The sequence below is a fragment of the Flavobacterium sp. GSP27 genome, assembly GCF_003970395.1.
In the GTDB taxonomy this organism is placed as follows: domain Bacteria; phylum Bacteroidota; class Bacteroidia; order Flavobacteriales; family Flavobacteriaceae; genus Flavobacterium.
In genome coordinates, this window is the sequence record NZ_RYDP01000002.1 from 45,207 (window position 1) to 66,604 (window position 21,398).

At 35.2% G+C, this 21,398-nt stretch carries 16 protein-coding genes; 9 read left to right on the forward strand and 7 right to left on the reverse strand.

What is annotated here, in order from left to right; genetic code table 11:
- Window positions 1-13 precede the first annotated feature (13 nt).
- From EKM05_RS02170 to EKM05_RS02195, 6 genes are all read right to left on the reverse strand, one after another.
- A complete protein-coding gene (locus EKM05_RS02170; protein WP_126553221.1) occupies window positions 14-880 on the reverse strand; it encodes a substrate-binding domain-containing protein in 867 nt (288 codons plus the stop codon).
- Window positions 880-1,407: a GNAT family N-acetyltransferase gene (locus tag EKM05_RS02175; RefSeq protein ID WP_126553223.1), complete on the reverse strand. Its 528-nt coding sequence runs from the start codon at window positions 1,405-1,407 to the stop codon at window positions 880-882. The genes EKM05_RS02170 and EKM05_RS02175 overlap by 1 nt, the downstream gene beginning before the upstream one ends.
- 75 nt (window positions 1,408-1,482) lie before the next feature.
- Entirely contained in the window at window positions 1,483-2,607 is a 1,125-nt protein-coding gene (locus tag EKM05_RS02180) for an SDR family oxidoreductase (RefSeq protein WP_126553225.1), read from the reverse strand.
- Between the two features lie 94 nt (window positions 2,608-2,701).
- Window positions 2,702-3,571, reverse strand: a complete 870-nt coding sequence (locus EKM05_RS02185; protein WP_126553227.1) for a nucleoside phosphorylase — start codon at window positions 3,569-3,571, stop codon at window positions 2,702-2,704.
- A gap of 119 nt (window positions 3,572-3,690) precedes the next feature.
- Window positions 3,691-4,020, reverse strand: a complete 330-nt coding sequence (locus EKM05_RS02190) for a translation initiation factor (protein WP_126459745.1) — start codon at window positions 4,018-4,020, stop codon at window positions 3,691-3,693.
- 242 nt (window positions 4,021-4,262) lie between these two features.
- Window positions 4,263-5,213 (reverse strand): isopenicillin N synthase family oxygenase, encoded by a 951-nt coding sequence (locus EKM05_RS02195; RefSeq protein WP_126459743.1) that lies wholly within the window; start codon window positions 5,211-5,213, stop codon window positions 4,263-4,265.
- Window positions 5,214-5,384: 171 nt separating this feature from the next.
- Between EKM05_RS02195 and EKM05_RS02200 the strand changes: the two genes are divergently transcribed.
- Window positions 5,385-7,361, forward strand: a complete 1,977-nt coding sequence (locus EKM05_RS02200; protein WP_126553229.1) for a thiamine pyrophosphate-dependent enzyme — start codon at window positions 5,385-5,387, stop codon at window positions 7,359-7,361.
- 192 nt (window positions 7,362-7,553) lie between these two features.
- Here EKM05_RS02200 and EKM05_RS02205 read toward each other — a convergent pair whose 3' ends face one another.
- Window positions 7,554-9,098 carry a hypothetical protein gene (locus EKM05_RS02205; RefSeq protein WP_126451594.1) on the reverse strand — a complete coding sequence of 515 codons (1,545 nt, stop codon included), beginning with the start codon at window positions 9,096-9,098 and terminating at the stop codon, window positions 7,554-7,556.
- A gap of 154 nt (window positions 9,099-9,252) precedes the next feature.
- Between EKM05_RS02205 and EKM05_RS02210 the strand changes: the two genes are divergently transcribed.
- The 8 genes from EKM05_RS02210 (at window position 9,253) to EKM05_RS02245 (ending at window position 21,282) form a co-directional block, all read left to right on the forward strand.
- Complete coding sequence (locus tag EKM05_RS02210; RefSeq protein WP_126553231.1) at window positions 9,253-10,428, forward strand: 2-isopropylmalate synthase; 1,176 nt, start codon at window positions 9,253-9,255, stop codon at window positions 10,426-10,428.
- Window positions 10,429-10,466: 38 nt separating this feature from the next.
- The gene (leuB, locus tag EKM05_RS02215) at window positions 10,467-11,585 is read left to right on the forward strand and encodes a 3-isopropylmalate dehydrogenase (RefSeq protein ID WP_126451596.1); all 1,119 of its coding nucleotides are present in this window, start codon (window positions 10,467-10,469) and stop codon (window positions 11,583-11,585) included.
- A 61-nt stretch (window positions 11,586-11,646) separates the two neighbouring features.
- Window positions 11,647-13,320, forward strand: coding sequence for a dihydroxy-acid dehydratase (gene ilvD, locus EKM05_RS02220; protein WP_126451597.1), 1,674 nt, complete (start codon window positions 11,647-11,649; stop codon window positions 13,318-13,320).
- Between the two features lie 57 nt (window positions 13,321-13,377).
- Window positions 13,378-15,072, forward strand: a complete 1,695-nt coding sequence (gene ilvB / locus EKM05_RS02225; RefSeq protein WP_126553233.1) for a biosynthetic-type acetolactate synthase large subunit — start codon at window positions 13,378-13,380, stop codon at window positions 15,070-15,072.
- A 151-nt stretch (window positions 15,073-15,223) separates the two neighbouring features.
- On the forward strand, window positions 15,224-15,745 hold the full coding sequence (gene ilvN, locus EKM05_RS02230; protein WP_126459729.1) for an acetolactate synthase small subunit: 522 nt from the start codon (window positions 15,224-15,226) through the stop codon (window positions 15,743-15,745).
- A 108-nt stretch (window positions 15,746-15,853) separates the two neighbouring features.
- Window positions 15,854-17,323: a ketol-acid reductoisomerase gene (gene ilvC, locus EKM05_RS02235; RefSeq protein WP_126553235.1), complete on the forward strand. Its 1,470-nt coding sequence runs from the start codon at window positions 15,854-15,856 to the stop codon at window positions 17,321-17,323.
- Window positions 17,324-17,845: 522 nt separating this feature from the next.
- The gene (acs, locus tag EKM05_RS02240) at window positions 17,846-19,753 is read left to right on the forward strand and encodes an acetate--CoA ligase (protein WP_126459723.1); all 1,908 of its coding nucleotides are present in this window, start codon (window positions 17,846-17,848) and stop codon (window positions 19,751-19,753) included.
- Between the two features lie 254 nt (window positions 19,754-20,007).
- On the forward strand, window positions 20,008-21,282 hold the full coding sequence (locus EKM05_RS02245) for a mechanosensitive ion channel family protein (protein WP_126553237.1): 1,275 nt from the start codon (window positions 20,008-20,010) through the stop codon (window positions 21,280-21,282).
- Window positions 21,283-21,398 lie beyond the last annotated feature (116 nt).

Consider the following 21,398-nt stretch of genomic DNA (forward strand, 5'->3'; position numbering starts at 1 on the left):
TAAAAACAATAATCTAGACTGCTTTTACAATGTCTTCAAAAGTACCTTTTTTCTCGATAATTTTAAGTTGAAAAAGCTGATTTTGAATTTTGTTTAACATTTCAACAGTTAATGGTTTTTGTGACCACTGTGTTAACGACAGCCATTCTTGAATATCTTCTATTTTTTGATTATAATTTAGTGCTAATGTTTTATCTATATTGGGAATATCTTTAAATTTACTCGTAGTTTGGTTTATAATTGATAAAATTTTTGAAATAACATCTGAATGTTTTTCAAGAATTTCTTTACGTACCGCTATTACAAAGCAAGGCCAAGGTGTTGGGCAATCCGCAATTCTACGAAAAATACCTTTATCAACTAATGGTTTGGTCATGAAACGTTCCCACATAAAATAATCTGCAGTTCCGTTTGTCAAGGCCTCGACAGCTCCATCAATAGTATTTACAATTTCAAATTGAAGAGTATCTGTTTTCCATCCCGAATGTAGACGGGACTGATTATCGGCATTGACATACGCCATTAATTGCGATCCAGAACCCAACCTAGAAATCGCAGCTTTAGTGTTTTTAAGATCAGCTAAAGTGTTGTATTTTGAATTTGCAGCTACGTGTATCCCCCAAATTAAGGGACTCTCTACATAAACTTGAACTATTTTACTTGAATTTCCAGCAACGATATCTTTTACGATTCCTTCGGTTAGTATTACAGCAATATCAGTTTCACAATCACGCAGCATTTGACACATTTTTCCGGTTCCTTCGGGAACATCGGTCCATTGTAAATCAATATTTTCTTTTTTAAAATCGCCGCTTTCAATGGCTAAATGCCAAGGTAAATTGAAATGTTCTGGAACACCCGCTATTTTTATTGTAGTCATTATGCGTTAGGATTATTTAATTCATACCAATTCCAAGAAACGCCTTCCTCCATATATTTTTCGGTCATTTTTAGTCCAATTTTTTGTAAAATTCTATTAGAAGCAATGTTTTCTGTATGTGCTGCTGCTTCCATAATTTTGATATGCATCTCATTAAAACCATAATCCAACCAAGCAAAACTCGCCTCACTGGCATATCCTTTACCCCAGAATTTTTCGTTTAATCGATAGCCAATGTCATAAAAATTAATTTTGTTGTTGACTATTTCTGTATTGAATTTTAAACCTGCCCAACCAATTAATTCCTTAGTTTCTTTTAAAATAACTACAAATCGTCCAATGTTATTTTGGAGGTATTGTGCTCTAACCAGTTTTATATAGGAATGTACTTCGCTAATATCCGTTAATGGTTTGTTCCAAAGATATTGATGGACCTTAGGGTTGCTGTCCATTTCAAATAATGCGTCGGCATCTGAAAATAGCATTTCTCTTAAAATTAATCGGTCGGTTTCTAAAATAAGATTCATGGCTTACTAAAAATTTCATGGTTAACGATTTAGTCTGGTAGCAGTGGTATTATGTCATTGCGAGGAATGAAGCAATCACACATTTATATCTTTAAAATTATTCAATTTTGCATACCGAATCATATTAGTGAAGGCTTCCTGATCTAGTTTGGGTATTTCCAGAATGGAGTTCAACAAAGTGGTATCGTATTCGTTGGCAGCTGTAGTAAAATACGGATTTAAATGTTTGCCAATGCTTTCATAATACAGTTTTTCGATGGTGTTTTTATATGCAAAATCCAGTGAATTTTGTATCAAAGTAAAATTAGTGTACTCCACTTCCCTCATGATTAACTGTAATCCATCTGCCATATTGAAACTTTTATGATGTACAATATTAAGCTGTTCAATATCGTCTCTTTGAAACGTATTTACAATCACTTTTGCCACATAATCCACCGGAATAATGTTCAAAACGGTGTCTTCGTTAACGATAAAACGCACATTTTCTTGTTCTCCTTTTCGTTGGGAAGTAAAATGAAAAAATTTTGCCAAAAGATAAAAAACCATATATTTTGAAATAAAATACGGATTTTCAGTTCCTAACATTTTGCCTCCAATCACACTTGGACGCAGAATTTGAAAAGGCAAACCAATTTTTTTACATTCTTGTGCTATAAAATTTTCCGAATGGAATTTAGCATTTTCATAGGCATTGCGATGCTCGGGTTTGAATCCTAAACTATGAAAATCATTGTCAATTAATCCTTTTCGGTTTCCAGATGAAAAAGCAGTTCCGATGTAGATAAACTTTTTTATGAAAGGATGAAATAGATTGAAAAGGGATTTTGTGATTTTAGTATTCTCTTCAAAAATCTTTTCGCGTTGTTCTTCATCGGTAGATAAATTCACAAATCCAGCCGAATGAATGAAATACGCATCTTTTATTTGGCTTGAAAAAGTGTCCTGAATGACAGCCAAATCAGTATCAATGATTTCAATGTATTCGTGCAGTTTTGCTATCCCTTTGTCTTTTATGATTTGTGGTGTATAGCTGCTGGATAAAAGTTCGTTTATTCTATCTAAAGCGGAGTTTTTTCCTTTATTTCGGGCAATAATAAATAGTTTTCCATCAATTTTAGTGTTGATGAAAAACTCCAGAATTTCATACATAATATGAGATCCCAAAACTCCTGTTGCACCTGTAAGTATTATTTTCATTATCATTTTGTTCTAAAAACAAATGTAGTTTTAAAAAAATTAAACAGCACTTTTTTAAAACTACAAATGGAGAAGATTTTGAAAATTAATTTCTCTATCCTAAAGCAATTTTTTCTAATGTATACGCAATCAATTCATCAACGGCTTTGTATGGATCTTTGCTAAATGTTCCCGAAGCACGATTGGCAATAATGGCGTTTAATGACAATGCATTGTGCCCTAAAAGTGCCGATAGTCCATAAATTGCTGCAGTTTCCATCTCCAAGTTCGTGATTTGGTTGTCACCGAATTTAAAATTATCCATTTTAGAATTCAGCGCTTCATCTTGAATATTTAAACGCAATACGCGGCCTTGAGGTCCGTAAAAACCTCCAGCAGTTGCTGTGATTCCTTTGTGCATTTTATTGCTTTCTATCATTTTTTCCAATTTTTCGGAACATGCGATTACGTATGGTTTTCCTTTTCGTAAATCCCAATTGGTGTGTTTTACAAAAGCATCTTCCATTTCAAGATTCGAAACTTCGTCAATCAAATAGGAGCGGAGCATGTTATCCAATCCTAATCCGAATTTTGATAGTACAAAACTGTCCACAGGAATATCCGCTTGTAAAGAACCCGAAGTTCCAATTCGGATGATATTCAATGAAGTTAGCTTTTCTTTTGGCTGACGGGTTTCTAGATCAATATTGACCAAAGCATCCAGTTCGTTAATAACGATATCAATATTGTCAGGACCAATTCCTGTGGACATTACAGTAATTCGTTTGCCTTTGAAAATCCCGGTTTGGGTTTTGAATTCTCTTTTTTGTGTCGAAAATTCAATACTGTCAAAAAACTGTGTGATTTTCTCCACGCGATTTTGATCTCCTACAAAGAGGATATCGTGTGCAATATGTTCTGGTTTTAAATTCAAATGGTAAACGCTACCGTCTGGATTTAATATTAATTCGGATGATTGTATCATTATTAAAGTATTTTTTCCTCTCCTTAGCCCTCTCCAAAAGAGAGGGAGCCGATTCCTGATTTAGATTGTATTCTTTTATTTCGTTTTGGTTCCTTCCCTTTGGGGAGGTTAGGTGGGGATTACCCTCCCACACGTTTTACTTTAAAGCCTTTTTCTTTTAAAATAATCATTATTTTATCGCGATAATCACCTTGAATAATGATAGAATCATCTTTAAAAGTACCGCCAACACTCAATTTAGTTTTAATTTCCTTAGCAAGAACTTTAAAATCGGCGTCGGTTCCTTCATAACCCTCAATTATAGTGGTTGCTTTTCCTTTTCGTTTTTCGAATTTGCAAATCATAGGCTCTTTTTGAACGTATAATTCGTGTGTCATTTCTTCAATCGGCTCTTCAGGCGATGGTTCGTGATCTGGAAAAAGGTTTTTTAATTGGTCTTGTAAGTCCATATTATATTTAAATTATTTTTTACCACATAGAATCATAGCCATATTTCATAGAATGATGCGTTTTACTTTTTTACAGTAAAACATTGCTATGTAAATTCAAAAATGGTTTGTATTATTCTGTTCTATCTATGTTTCTATGTGGTTAAAATTATGCTGTTTTCTTTAAGTCTCCACCATTAAAAAAAAACAAAAGACATTAAGCATACACTTAATGTCTTTTGGTATCTGAAGTAAATTTAAGTTTATTTTTTAATAAGTCCCAAATCTACTAAACGTTCGTATAAATAGGCTCCCGAAGTAATGTCTTCGAATTTTTTTGGATGTTCTGCATCAATACAGTTTTCCAAACAATTCAATTTCATATCACTCACCGGATGCATAAAAAACGGAATAGAATACCGTGAAGTTCCCCATAACTCTCTTGGTGGGTTTACCACCTGATGAATGGTCGATTTCAATTTGTTATTCGTATGACGCGATAACATATCACCCACATTGATCACTAATTCATCCGGTTCTGCAATGGCATCAATCCATTCTCCGTTATGATTTTGCACTTGTAACCCTTTCCCTTGCGCACCCATCAACAAAGTAATCAAGTTGATATCACCGTGAGCAGCAGCACGAATAGCATTTTCTGGTTCAGACGTGATTGGTGGGTAGTGAATAGGTCGTAAGATTGAATTTCCATCTTTGGCATATTGGTCAAAATAAAATTCATCCAAACCAAGGTGAATTGCCAAAGCTCTTAAAACATAAACACCGGTTTTCTCCAGCATTTGATAGGCCTCCTTACCGGCTACATTAAAACGAGGCAGTTCTTTTACTTCGACATTTTCAGGATATTCAGAAGCATATTTTGAACCTTCGGATACGTATTGTCCAAAGTGCCAAAACTCCTTCAAATCGCCTTCTTTTCTGCCTTTGGCATGCTCTGTTCCAAAAGAAATATACCCTCTTTGTCCGCCAATACCAGGAATTTCATACCCGTGTTTTGTTTCTAAAGGTAAAGCGAAAAAATTTCTGATTTCACCATACAATTCATCAACCAACTGGTCGTTTAAAAAATGCCCTTTGAGTGCTACGAAGCCAATATCTTCAAATGCACTTCCGATTTCATTTACAAATTTTTGTTTACGTTTCGGGTCGTCCGAAAGGAAATCACGCAAGTCAACACTAGGAATGTTTTGCATACTTTTAAATATTTTTTAATAACTTGAAGGTTAAAAACCTTGCAGATACAAATGTAAAGAATAATTTTATATCTGAATTTTAAAACGTACAAACAATGTAAAAAAATATAACAAAACAATATCAAACTGTTATATTTTTTTATCTTTGAACCATATAATAAAACGGGAAAAATGACCTTTGACAAAAAAAATCTTACTGACGATCAATTATTAGATTTATATAAAAGAATACTGAAACCAAGACTGATAGAGGAAAAAATGCTGATTCTTATCCGTCAGGGAAAAGTATCAAAATGGTTCTCTGGAATAGGTCAAGAGGCAATTTCTGTTGGTGTTACGGCAGTTTTAGATTCGGATGAATACATTTTGCCAATGCATAGAAACCTAGGAGTTTTTACCGGAAGAAACATTCCGTTGTACCGTCTTTTTTCGCAATGGCAGGGCAAAGCCAACGGTTTTACTAAAGGACGTGATCGCAGTTTTCACTTTGGAACCCAACAATATAAAATTATAGGAATGATTTCGCATTTAGGTCCGCAATTAGGTGTGGCTGACGGAATCGCTTTAGCCAATAAACTAAAGAAAAACGGAAAAGTTACTGCCGTTTTTACAGGCGAAGGAGCAACAAGTGAAGGCGATTTTCATGAAGCGTTGAATATTGCTTCGGTTTGGGAATTACCGGTTTTATTTGTGATAGAGAATAACGGGTATGGGCTTTCAACACCTACAAATGAACAATACCGTTGCGAAAACCTGGCCGATAAAGGAAAAGGCTACGGAATGGAAAGCCATATTGTTGATGGAAATAATATTCTGGAAGTTTATAATTTATTATCTGAATTAAAAGCTTCGATGAAAGAAAATCCACGTCCTGTTTTATTGGAATTTAAAACCTTCCGGATGCGTGGACATGAAGAGGCGAGTGGGACTAAATACGTTCCGCAGGAATTAATGGACCTGTGGGCGATTAAAGATCCAGTAGAAAATTATAGAAAATACTTGTCAGAAAATGGGGTTCTTACCGCGGATTTTGACGCTGCTTTACATGCTGAAATAAAGAAGGATATTGATGAAAGTTTGGCTATTGCCAATGCCGAACCAGAAATTGAAGCTACTTTAAGTGAAGAGCTAAATGATGTTTATAAAACGCATGTATTTGAACAAGTTAACCATTCAGAAAAAAAAGAAAATATTCGTTTTGTAGATGCCATTTCTGCCAGTTTGAGACAATCGATGGAACGCCATGAGAACTCAGTAATCATGGGTCAAGACATTGCTGACTATGGTGGTGCTTTCAAAATCACAGATGGTTTTGTAGCGCAGTTTGGCAAAGAGCGTGTCATCAATACGCCAATTTGTGAAAGTGCAGTGGTTTCGGCAGGAATGGGATTATCTATAAATGGCTATAAAGCAATTGTGGAAATGCAGTTTGCCGATTTTGTTTCGACAGGATTCAATCCAATTGTGAATTTATTAGCCAAATCACATTACCGATGGTTAGAAAAAGCAGATGTTGTAGTCCGAATGCCTTGCGGTGGCGGAACACAAGCTGGGCCTTTTCATTCGCAGACCAATGAGGCTTGGTTTACTAAAACACCGGGATTAAAAGTGGTTTACCCAGCATTTCCGTATGATGCGAAAGGATTGTTGAATACTTCCATAAACGACCCAAATCCAGTACTGTTTTTTGAACACAAGCAATTGTACAGAAGCGTTTATCAAGAGGTTCCTTCTGATTATTATACGATTCCACTAGGAAAAGCTGCTTTGTTGAAAGAGGGAGATCAGGTTACGATCATCTCGTTTGGTGCCGCAGTGCATTGGGCTTTGGATACTTTAGCAAAAAACCCTGAAATTTCAGCGGATTTATTAGATTTAAGAACTTTACAACCTTTGGATACCGAAGCTATTTTTGCTTCGGTAAAGAAAACGGGAAGAGTAATTATTTATCAGGAAGACAGTATGTTTGGTGGAATTGCCAGTGATCTTTCGGCAATGATAATGGAAAATTGTTTCAAATACTTAGATGCTCCTGTAAAACGAGTGGCAAGTTTAGACACACCAATTCCGTTTACTAAAGCATTGGAAGATCAATATTTGCCGAAAGGCCGATTCGAAAATGACCTAAAAGAACTATTGACGTATTAATTTTTAAATTATAAGTAGGTTATTTTTAGCATTTTAATTCTAAAAATAACCTAATATCCAATAAATAATTATGAAAATTAAAATTGTACCAAAACAGCCGCCGCCTAGTTTTTTGGCACCGTAACCTGCGAGAATTGTTTTAAAAAATCCGTTCATCCGTTTAAATTATTAAGGGCATAGTTCCACTTTATTTTATCGATTATTCAATTTTGCTTTTTCTTTAATGATATCGCTTATTTTTCGGTTTTCGATTTTGCTTTCTAGCCAAGAAATAATATCCAAATAAAGGAAAGCTCTTTTTTCATAGGTGTTTTTCTCCAGTTCTATAAATCTTGTTCTCATTTTTACAAATTCTTTTTTGATATCTGTTGGATAAATGGAGTTTAAATTTTTCAAAAACTTAATAATTTCTTTTTGCACTTCATGCAAATCATTCATTTTGATTAGGAATTTATAGGTGTTTTTCAATTGATTTTCCAGATAATAATCTTTTCCTAATTCATAATGAGCTATCAAACAGAGTAATCTGGCAAAACACATTAAATCTTCTCGCATGGAAAGATTTTTATTGTTTATGATTTTCTCCAAATAAAAAATACAATCTGTATATTTTTCATTCCCAAAATATATAGAAGCAAATTTATAGTAAAACAGCATTTCGTGGTGTTCATCAAGATGATCGGTATGTATTTTCAACTTGCCTAGAACTTCAGGAATTAAGTATTCTCCTTCTGCAAAAGTACCTTCCAGTATATGATAATTCAATTTATTATTATATAAATACAGAAATGATAAAGATGCAATATTATCATTTACAGGAAAATGGGAATCTTTTATGGTATTTTCCAGCAGTAATAAATATTTTTTGAATTTTGATTTGTACTTCAGCATGTATAGAGACTCCAATAAATAATGATTGCCTTTCAGGAAAAACACCGGATTTAAATGAATCATACTTGGGTTGTCATAAAAAAGAGTCACCCACTTTAAAGCATATTTGTAACAGGATAAAAAATCCTGAACTAAAAAGCTTCGCCAAAGATTGGCATTGTAAAACCAATATTTCTCTCTGAAACCGAACTTTTTCTCGTCAAATCTTGAAATATGCTTGTTGAAATAATCATCTATATAGGTGTATTCTTCGTCGCTTTTTACATATCCGGTTTTAAGCATAATACCGTACAATTGCAAGGATAAATTAGATAATTTACTGGAAATGGTATTGCGATAATTCAGTTCTTTAGCCTGAATAACCAATTCATCTGCGCGTCCTTGAATACTTCGGGTTATGTATTGGGATTCAATGAGTTTCTCAAATTCTACAATTTCATAGGCCATGAGTTTTTCGTCATTTTCCAACGCTAAAATCTTTGTTTTATCCAAGATTTTTAAACTTTGTTTGTACAGCCCTTTATTGTACAAAATAGCAGCAAAATCAATTTGTTCTCTAAGCTGATATCGAATATTCTGACTGGGAATATTCAATCGGATGCTTACTAAAATTTGTTTATATAAATACGATTTCAGATTGGATAATTGTACTTTTTTGATAATCCCACTTTTCAAAATAAGCTTCTCCTCATAGACTTCTGATTTGTCTAAAACATTAAATAATTCGATGAATTTTGTATTGGAACTGGTTTCTAATCGGCTGGCAAAAATCTTAAATTGTCTTTTTTCAGATTTTGAAAGCGATTTAATTAATACGAACAAGAAATCTTTTTGATGGTTAGCCATTGTAGAATAGTGTAGCTTAATGTTTTGTAATTCAATTGTTTACTAAGTTTTTTATTGCTTTATAAACAGTATATTTCATTAAATTGAGTTTTATATTAACGTAATGAAAGATATTTTTGTTATCAAGTTGTGAAATTACATTAAATAAATGAAAATGAATAGAGAGAAAGTTCAAATTTTTGATACCACCTTGAGAGACGGCGAACAAGTTCCGGGATGTAAATTAGATACCAATCAAAAACTAGTCATAGCCAATCGACTGGACGAAATGGGTGTTGACATCATCGAAGCGGGTTTTCCGGTATCTAGTCCAGGTGATTTTTTATCTGTTTCAGAAATAAGTAAAATTGTTAAGAATGCAGTTGTTTGTGGATTAACCAGAGCGATAAAAAATGATATAGATGTTGCGGCACAAGCCTTAATACATGCAAAAAGACCAAGAATACATACCGGAATAGGAACTTCGGAATCACACATTGTACACAAGCTGAATACTACCAGAGAAGATATTATTGCCCGAGCAAAATTTGCCGTTTCCCATGCCAAATCGTATGTTGAAGATGTGGAGTTTTATGCGGAGGATGCTGGCAGAACGGACAACGAGTTCTTGGCTCGAGTCTGTGAAGCAGTCATTAAATCAGGTGCTACCGTGCTTAATATCCCAGATACAACTGGCTATTGCTTGCCGGAAGAATATGGCGCAAAGATTAAATATCTAAAAGAAAACGTCACAGGAATTGATAAAGTAATCCTGTCATGCCACTGTCATAATGATTTAGGAATGGCTACCGCAAATTCAATTGCAGGAGCGGTAAATGGAGCCAGACAAATTGAATGTACCATAAACGGAATAGGCGAAAGAGCCGGAAATACAGCACTGGAAGAAGTAGTGATGATTTTCAAACAACATCCGTATTTGAATTTAGATACCAATATCAATACCCGTCAGCTGAATGAAATGAGCCGATTAGTATCTGAAAGTATGGGAATGATGGTGCAACCCAATAAAGCAATTGTTGGAGCTAACGCTTTTGCACACAGCTCCGGAATTCATCAGGATGGGGTAATCAAAAACAGAGCGACTTATGAAATCATGGATCCGTTGGAAGTTGGTGTCAATGAATCATCAATTGTTCTTACCGCCAGAAGTGGCAGAGCAGCATTGGCCTACAGAGCCAAAAAAGTTGGATATGAACTTTCAAAAATACAATTGGATGTTGTGTATATTGAATTTTTGAGGTTTGCCGATATCAAAAAAGAAGTCCTTGATGATGATATTCATCAAATAATTGAAGCCTGTAAAATGAGTAAGGAATTAATCCTCACCTAAAATATTTTGATTTCTATTACAATTTAAATCGCACTATTATGAATTTAAAAATAGCAGTACTTTCAGGAGACGGAATAGGTCCTGAGGTTACCTTACAAGCAAAAAAAGCGTTGTATGCAATTGGTGTGGTTTTCGATCATGAGTTTGTATTTGAAGACGCACTAATAGGTGCCGTTGCGATTGAAAAAACAGGAAATCCATTGCCAGAGCAAACATTGAATCTTTGTCTGAATACCGATGCTGTATTGTTTGGCGCTGTTGGCAATACAAAATACGACAACAATCATGATCCAAAATTGCGCCCTGTAAACGGCTTATTGAAATTGAGACAAGCATTAGGATTATATGCCAATATAAGACCTGTTAAACCGTATAAGGATTTATTAGATTTATCCCCTTTGAAAAGAAAAATCATTGAGGGTACTGATTTTGTGATTTTCAGGGAGCTTTCCGGGGGATCTTATTTCAGTGAAAAAAAGACGAATGCACAAGGCACATTAGCCTCTGATTTATGTGAGTATTCCGATGAGGAAATTATTAGGGTTAGTCATTTAGCGTTTAGAACAGCTCAGAAAAGACAAAAAAAAGTGACTCTGGTAGACAAAGCTAGTATTCTTGAAACGTCACGATTATGGCGAAAAGTAGTCCAGGAAATCAGCGAAAATTACCCTGATGTAACTTTAGATTTCCTTTATGTTGATAATGCCGCGATGCAAATCATTATTAATCCAAAACAATTTGATGTCATTTTGACCGAAAATTTATTTGGCGATATTTTATCGGATGAAGCTAGTGTAATCACAGGAGCCATTGGATTATTGCCATCAGCATCTCTAGGGAATTCCAGTGCTCTTTTTAAACCGGTACACGGCACTTTTTCTCAGGCAAAAGGCAAAAATACGGCCAATCCAATTGCCTCAATATTATCTGCTGCTATGCTTTTAGAACATTTTGGACTTCAGTTAGAAGCTAAAAAAGTATATGAAGCGGTAGAAAAAGCAATTGAATTAAATGTCGTCACAGCAGATTTGAATCCCTATTCTAAATTTGGCACCAATGAAGTAGGTGATTTTATATCCAATTATATTTTGAGCAAAGATGAATTATTGTATTTCAATAACGACAATGTTTACATAGGACAATCGACTATTGTTTAGGCAACACTCGTTGACTTTCAATAATTTTAAACAGATAAAAACCGACACAAATAAACCGACAATGGAATTAAATAAATACAGCAAGACCATAACACAAGATGAAACACAACCTGCAGCACAAGCAATGTTGTACGGTATTGGTTTGACTGAAGAAGATTTAAAAAAAGCACAAGTTGGAATTGTTAGTATGGGATATGAGGGAAATCCCTGTAACATGCACCTGAACGGCTTGGCTAAAAAAATAAAAACAGGAGTCTGGAAAGAGGACTTAGTAGGGTTGATTTTTAATACTATTGGTGTAAGTGACGGTATTTCAAACGGTACTGATGGAATGCGTTTTTCTTTAGTTTCCAGAGATGTAATTGCAGATTCTATTGAAACCGTAATGGGAGCACAATGGTATGATGCACTAATCGCTATTCCAGGCTGTGATAAAAACATGCCCGGTTCCGTCATGGCTATGGGAAGAGTCAATCGTCCTTCTATCATGGTTTATGGAGGCTCAATTCATTCTGGAAAATGGAAAGGGGAATCGTTAAATATTGTGTCTGCCTTTGAAGCATTGGGAAAAAAATTTAACAATACAATCGCTCCGGAAGATTTCAAAGGAGTGATTCAAAACGCATGTCCCGGCGCAGGAGCCTGCGGAGGTATGTATACGGCCAATACGATGTCTTCGGCTATTGAAGCTTTAGGAATGAGCTTGCCCTACAGTTCTTCTAATCCGGCATTAAGTGACGAAAAACAACAAGAATGCATTGATGCTGGAAAAGCAATCAGAATTTTGTTAGAAAAAGATATAAAACCTCGAGATATCATGACACGTAAAGCATTTGAAAATGCGATTACCATGGTAGCTGTTTTAGGCGGTTCTACGAATGCAGTAATGCACTTAATCGCTATGGCACATGCTGTAGATATTGAAATTACACTTAAAGATTTTCAAGATATAAGTGACAAAACACCATTACTTGCCGATTTGAAACCGAGTGGAAAATACCTGATGGAAGATCTCCATGAAGCTGGAGGAGTTCCCGCAGTAATGAAATATTTATTAAAAGAAGGATTGTTACATGGAGACTGTTTGACAGTAACTGGAAAAACTTTAGCTGAAAATTTAGCTGCTGTTCCGGATTTGAACGACGGTCAACAAGTAATACACGAAATCCAAAAAGCACTAAAAGCAACAGGAAACATTCAAATTTTGTATGGAAATCTTGCTGAGGAAGGCTGTGTGGCTAAAATTAGCGGAAATGAAGGGGAGTATTTTGAAGGAGATGCCATTGTTTATGAAAATGAACATGATGTAATAACTGGGGTTCGCGGGGGTGAAGTCAAACCAGGGAATGTAGTGGTCATCCGGTACTGTGGTCCAAAAGGTGGCCCCGGAATGCCTGAAATGCTTAAACCTACTTCAGCTATCATGGGTGCTGGTCTTGGAAAAAGCGTAGCCCTGATTACTGATGGCAGGTTTTCTGGTGGTTCACATGGATTTGTTGTGGGACATGTTACACCCGAAGCTTTTGAAGGAGGCGGTATAGCGCTCGTCAAAAATGGAGATATTATCACTATTGATGCAGTCAAAAATACAATCAATTTAAAAATATCGGATGCAGAGTTTGCACATAGGAAAGCAAATTGGATTCAACCTGAATTAAAAGTAAATAAGGGAGTTTTATTAAAATACATCAGAGCGGTCTCGAGCGCTTCGACAGGATGTGTAACTGATAAATAACTTCAAAATCAACGCCAATAGCAATAGCAAAATTGACATAAGCCTAAAAAAATAATAATGAAAAATAATACAATATCCGGCGCCGAAGCCGTTATTAGATGCTTATTAGAAGAAGGAGTAAATTTGGTTTACGGCTACCCAGGTGGTGCGATTATGCCCGTTTACGATGAATTATATAAATTTAAAGATCAATTACACCATGTTTTAGTACGTCATGAACAAGGCGCTACCCATGCAGCACAAGGTTTTGCAAGAGCGACTGGTAAAGTAGGAGTAGCGATAGCCACTTCAGGTCCGGGAGCCACAAATTTAGTTACCGGAATTGCAGATGCACAGATTGATTCGACTCCCATGGTGTGCATCACGGGACAAGTAGGGAAACATTTATTGGGATCTGATGCCTTTCAGGAAACAGATATTATTGGGATATCGACTCCGGTTACCAAGTGGAATTATCAAATTACCGAAGCTTCTGAAATTCCGGAGATCATGGCAAAAGCTTTTTATATTGCTAAATCAGGTCGTCCAGGGCCCGTATTAATTGATATTACAAAAAATGCTCAGTTTGACCAAATGGAATTCAGCTATAAAAAATGTACCAGCATCAGAAGTTACAATCCAAAGCCGATTTTAAATCTGGAAAAAGTTAAGGAAGCAGCTGCAATTATTAATACGTCCAAAAAACCTTTTATCGTATTTGGTCAGGGAATTATCCTTGGTGAAGCCGAAGAACAACTCAAAGCATTTGTTGAAAAATCAGGAATTCCCGCCGCTTGGACTATTTTAGGACTTTCGGCATTGCCTACTGATCATCCGCTGAATGTAGGGATGTTAGGGATGCACGGTAATTATGGTCCTAACGTTTTGACGAATGAATGTGATGTTTTGATTGCCCTTGGAATGCGTTTTGATGATCGTGTCACCGGAAATCTGGAAACCTATGCAAAGCAAGCAAAAGTAATCCACTTTGAAATTGATTCAGCCGAAATCGATAAAAACGTAAAAACAACGGTAGCCGTTTTAGCAGATGTAAAAGAGTCTTTGACCGCTTTACTTCCTTTTATCGAAAATAACACACATGAATCCTGGCACAATGAATTCAAAGAAAAATATGAAATTGAATTAGAAGCCGTAATCAATGACGAGTTAAAGCCTAAGAAAGAAGGAATTTCTATGGGAGAAACGATTGAAATGATTAACAAGCATTCTAAAGGAGATGCCATTATGGTTTCGGATGTAGGACAACACCAAATGTTTGCCTGTCGGTATGCCAAATTCAATTCGACCAAAAGTAATGTCACTTCAGGTGGTTTAGGAACCATGGGATTTGCATTGCCTGCTGCGATTGGTGCCAAAATGGGAATGCCAAATCGAGAAGTAGTAGCCATAATTGGAGATGGAGGGTTTCAAATGACCATTCAGGAATTAGGAACTATTTTCCAGACTAAAGTTCCTGTGAAAATTGTGGTCTTGAACAATGAATTTTTAGGTATGGTTCGTCAATGGCAACAATTGTTCTTTGACAAAAGATACGCTTCGACCGAAATGATCAATCCTAATTTTATAGCCATTGCTGAAGGCTATTACATCAAAGCAAAAAAAGTAACCAAAAGGGAAGATCTTGATGCGGCTGTTGCCGAAATGATGACTTCAAAAGAATCCTATTTCCTGGAAGTTATGGTAGAAAAAGAAAATAACGTATTCCCAATGATTCCAACAGGAGCATCGGTATCTGATATAAGATTGAGTTAATCCCCATCCCAACCCTCCCCGAAGGGGAGGGAGATTGAAAGAGAAATTGTTAATAGATTATATTTTTGAATTAGTAATAAAAATTATAAACATACCCTAAGCTAGTTTCGGCACTCCCTCTTTTGGAGGGGGCTGGGGGAGGATAAAAAACATGGAAAATAAAACATTCACCATTTCTGTTTATTCAGAAAACAACGTTGGCTTATTGAACAGAATATCTGGAATATTCTTGAAACGCCATATCAATATTTTGAGTTTAAATGTATCCGAATCGGAGATAGAAAGTGTTTCCAGATTTATTATCGTGGTGAATACTACCGAAAAATGGGTACATAACATTGTAGGACAAATCGAGAAACAAATTGAAGTCATCAAAGCTTTTTATCATATTGACGAAGAAACTATTTTCTTAGAAAATGCATTATTCAAAATTGAGTCGAGCTTGCTATTTGACGAAAAACAAATTCAGAATATCATCAAAGAAAGCCATTCCGAGATAGTTACAGTAGCCAGAGACTATTTTGTGATTTCAAAATCGGGACAACGTGCTGAAATTGAATCATTGTACGATAAATTAAAACCTTTTGGAATCATGCAATTTGTTCGTTCCGGGAGAATATCAGTTTCCAAAGCAAAAATGGAGATTTCAACATTATTAGAAAAACTTTCTTAAAAGTGTTCAGTCGCTATGTAGTTTGTCATTCCGACCAAGGAAGAATCTCAATCTAATAAGCATTAATTATTACAATTATTAAATTTTACAATCATTAAACAATAAAAAATGGCAAATTATTTCAATTCATTACCACTCAGATTACAATTAGAACAATTAGGTGTTTGCGAATTCATGGATCAGTCTGAATTCGTAGACGGAATTAAAGCTTTAGCAGGAAAAAAAGTAGTCATTGTAGGGTGTGGAGCACAAGGGTTGAACCAAGGGTTGAACATGAGAGATTCTGGTTTGGATATTTCTTATGCTTTACGCGCCGATGCAATTTCGGAACAAAGAGCTTCGTTTAAAAATGCGTCTGATAATGGATTCAAAGTGGGAACGTATGAAGAATTAATTCCAACAGCTGATTTGGTATGCAACCTTACACCAGACAAGCAACATACAGCTGTAGTTACGGCAATCATGCCTTTGATGAAAAACGGATCAACGCTTGCTTATTCTCATGGTTTCAATATTGTAGAGGAAGGAATGCAAATTCGGAAAGATATCACTGTAATTATGTGTGCGCCAAAATGCCCTGGATCAGAAGTACGTGAAGAATACAAGAGAGGTTTTGGTGTACCCACTTTAATCGCGGTTCACCCCGAAAATGATCCAAACGGAGCTGGTTTTGAACAAGCAAAAGCGTATGCGGTTGCTACCGGAGGCCACAAAGCAGGAGTTTTAAACTCTTCATTTGTAGCCGAGGTAAAATCAGATCTAATGGGAGAACAAACCATTCTTTGTGGAATGTTGCAAACCGGATCTATTTTATGTTTCGATAAAATGGTTGAAAAAGGAATCGAGCCTGCTTATGCTTCAAAATTAATTCAATATGGTTGGGAAACAGTTACAGAAGCTTTAAAGCATGGTGGAATTACAAATATGATGGATCGTTTGTCTAATCCCGCAAAAATTGAAGCGTATGAATTAGCAGATAAATTAAAAGACATCATGCGTCCGTTGTTTCAAAAACACATGGACGATATTATCTCTGGCGAATTTTCCAAAAATATGATGATTGACTGGGCTAATGATGATATCAATTTATTGACTTGGAGAGCTGCAACTGCAGAAACTAACTTCGAAAAAACAGCGCCAACAGCTGCACATATTTCAGAACAAGAGTATTTTGACAATGGTGTTTTGATGATTGCCATGGTGAAAGCGGGTGTCGAATTGGCTTTTGAAACCATGACTCAAACAGGAATTATTGAAGAATCAGCGTATTATGAGTCTTTACACGAATTGCCTCTGATTGCCAATACAGTAGCCCGAAAAAAACTGTATGAAATGAACCGAATCATTTCGGATACTGCAGAATATGGTTGTTATTTATTTGATCACGCCTGCAAACCATTGTTGATTAATTTTATGAAAACGGTAGATACTAATGTGATAGGGAAACCTTTTTCAACTTCAAATGGAGTTGACAATGCGGTTCTTATTGCAGTAAACAAAAGCATTCGTCAACATCCAATAGAAGAAGTTGGGGAGTGGTTGAGAGAATCCATGACTGCGATGAAAAAAATTGGATAAAAAAATTAGGAATTACCACACAAGAGGGTGTGTTGGGATTAGCGCTATACCATTGGTTTTATAATATTTTGAATTAGTTAAAATTTATTAAAGAAATAGTATGAATATAGTCGCTTTTACATTCACTTAACGTCGAGCGAGATTGAACGTTAAGTGAAGTAATCCCTAATGATTTATAAAAATGGTGCAGTGTAATAATGATTGATCTTAAATAAATCAACGCGAAAATTTTTTAACAATTGGTGTTTTATTACAACTGAATAGGTTGGTTATAGTTCAAATAAAATACTATTTGTCGTTGCTAAATTAATTGTTAGGGATTTTTTGTTGATACAAAAAGCGGAGGTATTTATATATTTCCGCTTTTTGTGTTTTACATATCCCCTCAAAAAAGTAAAAATTAATCATATTAGTAATTAAAAGCTATTTATATTGAATAATCCATTTTTTTTCCTGGGTATTTATAGTCTAAATAGTATTAGGAATAGACTTAGATTTAATACTTTTATAAAAAATTAAAACATGAGCTACTATAAAATTGAAAATTTAGAACAATATTTTAAACATTACAATAAATCAGTTCGTGAACCTCGAAAATTTTGGGGAAAAATAGCAGAGGAAAATTTTACATGGTACCAACAATGGGATAAAGTTGTTGATTTTAATATGGCTGAAGCCGACATAAAATGGTTTACTGAAGCCAAAGTGAATATTGTAAAAAATTGTATCGACAGACATCTTGCAAAAAGAGGCGAAAAAACGGCTATTATTTTTGAGCCGAATGATCCTTCAGAAGCAGCATTGCATATTACCTATAATGAATTGCATCAACGGGTCTGCAAAATGGCAAATGTGTTGCGTGAGCAAGGCATAAGTAAAGGAGATCGCGTTTGTATTTATTTGCCTATGATCCCAGAATTAGCCGTTTCAATATTAGCATGTGCCAGAATTGGCGCCATACATTCTGTTGTTTTTGCTGGTTTTTCAGCTTCTGCGGTATCAGCCAGAATTAATGATAGTGAATGTAAAATGGTTATTACTTCTGATGGTGGATTTCGTGGTAACAAAACAATCGACTTAAAAGTAATTGTTGATGAAGCGTTGGAAAAATGTCCTTGTGTTGAAAAAGTTTTAGTAGCCAAAAGAATTCATTCAAAGATCAATATGAAAGCAGGTCGTGACCAATGGTTGGAACCACTTTTGGATCAGGCTTCAGATAATAATGTAGCCGAAATCATGGATGCTGAGGATCCGTTGTTTATTTTGTACACCTCCGGTTCAACAGGAAAACCCAAAGGAATGGTTCACACCACTGCAGGGTATATGGTGTATACTGCCTACACTTTCAAGAACGTATTCAATTATGAAGAAAATGATGTTTTTTGGTGTACCGCTGACATTGGCTGGATTACCGGACATTCCTATATTCTTTACGGCCCGTTATTGAACGGAGCTACAACCGTAATTTTTGAAGGCGTTCCGTCTTATCCTGATTTCAGTCGCTTTTGGCAAACCATCGAAAAACACAAAGTTACCCAGTTTTACACGGCGCCAACTGCTATTCGTGCGCTTGCCAAAGAAAATATAGATTTTGTATTAAAATACCCATTGAAGTCCTTAAAAGTTATTGGGTCAGTTGGTGAACCTATAAACGAAGAAGCTTGGCATTGGTACAACAATCATGTTGGGGACAGAAGATGTCCTATTGTAGATACTTGGTGGCAAACTGAAACAGGAGGAATTATGATATCGCCTATTGCATTTGTTACCCCAACAAAACCTACTTATGCCACGTTGCCATTACCCGGAATTCAACCCGTACTAATGGATGAAAAACGAAATGAAATAGAAGGGAATCAGGTCGTTGGTAGTTTGTGCATCAAATTTCCATGGCCAGGAATTGCCAGAACAATCTGGGGTGATCATCAGCGCTACAAAGACACGTATTTCTCTGCCTTTCCAGGTAAATTTTTCACAGGAGACGGTGCTTTACGTGATGAGGTTGGGTATTATAGAATCACAGGAAGAGTAGATGATGTGGTAATTGTTTCCGGTCATAATCTGGGAACAGCACCTATTGAAGATGCTATAAATGAACATCCTGCTGTTGCGGAATCAGCCATTGTAGGTTTTCCTCACGACATCAAAGGGAATGCATTATATGGTTTTGTAATCCTTAAAGAAACCGGAGAAACCAGAAATAAAGAAAACTTAGCCAAAGAGATTAATCAGCATATTTCAGATCATATTGGGCCTATTGCTAAGTTAGATAAAATTCAGTTTGTTACCGGTTTACCAAAAACACGCTCCGGAAAAATCATGAGACGAATCCTTAGAAAAATTGCAGAAGGAGATTATTCTAATTTTGGAGATATTTCTACCTTATTAAATCCAGAGATTGTAGAAGAAATAAAAGAAGGAAAGTTGTAATGCCATTTATGTCAAAATAACAATTAGAACATCCAATTTATTAAATAGCGTCTTTTAATTCAAAACCCTTTCAAAGTTTAAACTTTGAAAGGGTTTTTTAGTTTAAAATGCAATATGACAAGATTGTATTTCATTCAAAGAAAATAAAATAGCTGTAAATACTAGTAGAAGATGTTAATGTAAACACAATGCGGAGCTGGTTTTTGACTGCTTAGAATAGGTAACCTATCTTTACCTTTAAAGCTAAATTTACTATGATTCAAATTGAAAAAAAATACAACATCGCACTCTGGTTAGACAAATGGTTTATTGAAGATTTTGGTTTAGATCCAATAGTGGCTTTGTATTTGAAACTTTTGACGCTTATTTTTGTATTGTTTATAATAAGTTTTTTGTCTTGGTATTTAACGAAAATAATTATAGTTCGTTTTGTGCACAAATTTTTTTTAAAAACAAAAGTAGTTTGGGATGATGTCCTGATAGAAAGAAGAGTTTTTGAAAAAATAGCCTATTTAGTCCCTGCTTTCATCATTATCATGGTTGCTCCATACATCTTTGGAGATTTTCCAAAAGCAATTGAGTATATAATTATTCTATCAAATATCTTTATAATTTTAGTAATAATACATTCTGTTATTACTGTATTATCAGTCTTTGATGAAATAGTGTCCAATACCTTAATTTTAAAAGACAAACCGATTAACAGTTACATTCAGGTACTTAAAATTGTAGTCTATTTTATTGGAGGAATACTGGTTTTATCCATCATGTTAGGCAAAAGTCCTTTCTATTTTCTAGGGGCAATGGGCGCCATGACGGCTATTTTACTTTTAATTTTCAAAGATACCATTCTGGGGTTTGTTGCCAGTATTCAAATGTCCGTGTATGATATGGTTCGGGTAGGGGACTGGATTTCGATGCCAAAATATGATGCGGACGGCGATGTGATGTCAATCAATTTAAATACTGTAAAAGTTCAAAATTGGGATAAAACGATCACTACAATACCCACTTATGCTTTTATCACAGACTCTTTCAAGAACTGGCGAGGTATGAGTGATTCTGGCGGGAGACGAATAAAAAGAGCTATTTATTTAAAAGTCAGTAGTTTTCAGTTTTGTGATGAAAAAATGCTCTCGCAATTCAAAAAATACAAACTAATTCAAAATTACATCACTCAAAAAGAAAATGAGGTACAAAAAACTAATTCGGAAATATTGGACAATGAGATCGTTTCAGTAAATATCAGGAGGCTGACTAATATAGGCGTTTTTAGAATCTATGCTGAAAAATACATTACGGCTCATCCCAGTATTAATAAAGACATGACTATAATGGTGCGTCAGCTAGAATCTACATCGAAAGGATTACCACTAGAAATTTATTGCTTTAGCGCAGAAAAAGAATGGTTAAAATACGAGACTATTATATCTGATATTTTTGATCATCTATTTACCATCACTTCTGAATTTGAACTCGAGGTTTTTGAGGAACCTACAGGAAATGATTTTCGGAATTTCAACCGGTAATTTAAGGGGTATCTTCAAAGACAATTGATGAAGCAATTGCATGTATTAACTAAAATTAAACAATAAGGCCAGTTTTTTTATCATTTGTTATACCCATACTAGCAAACAAATCCATA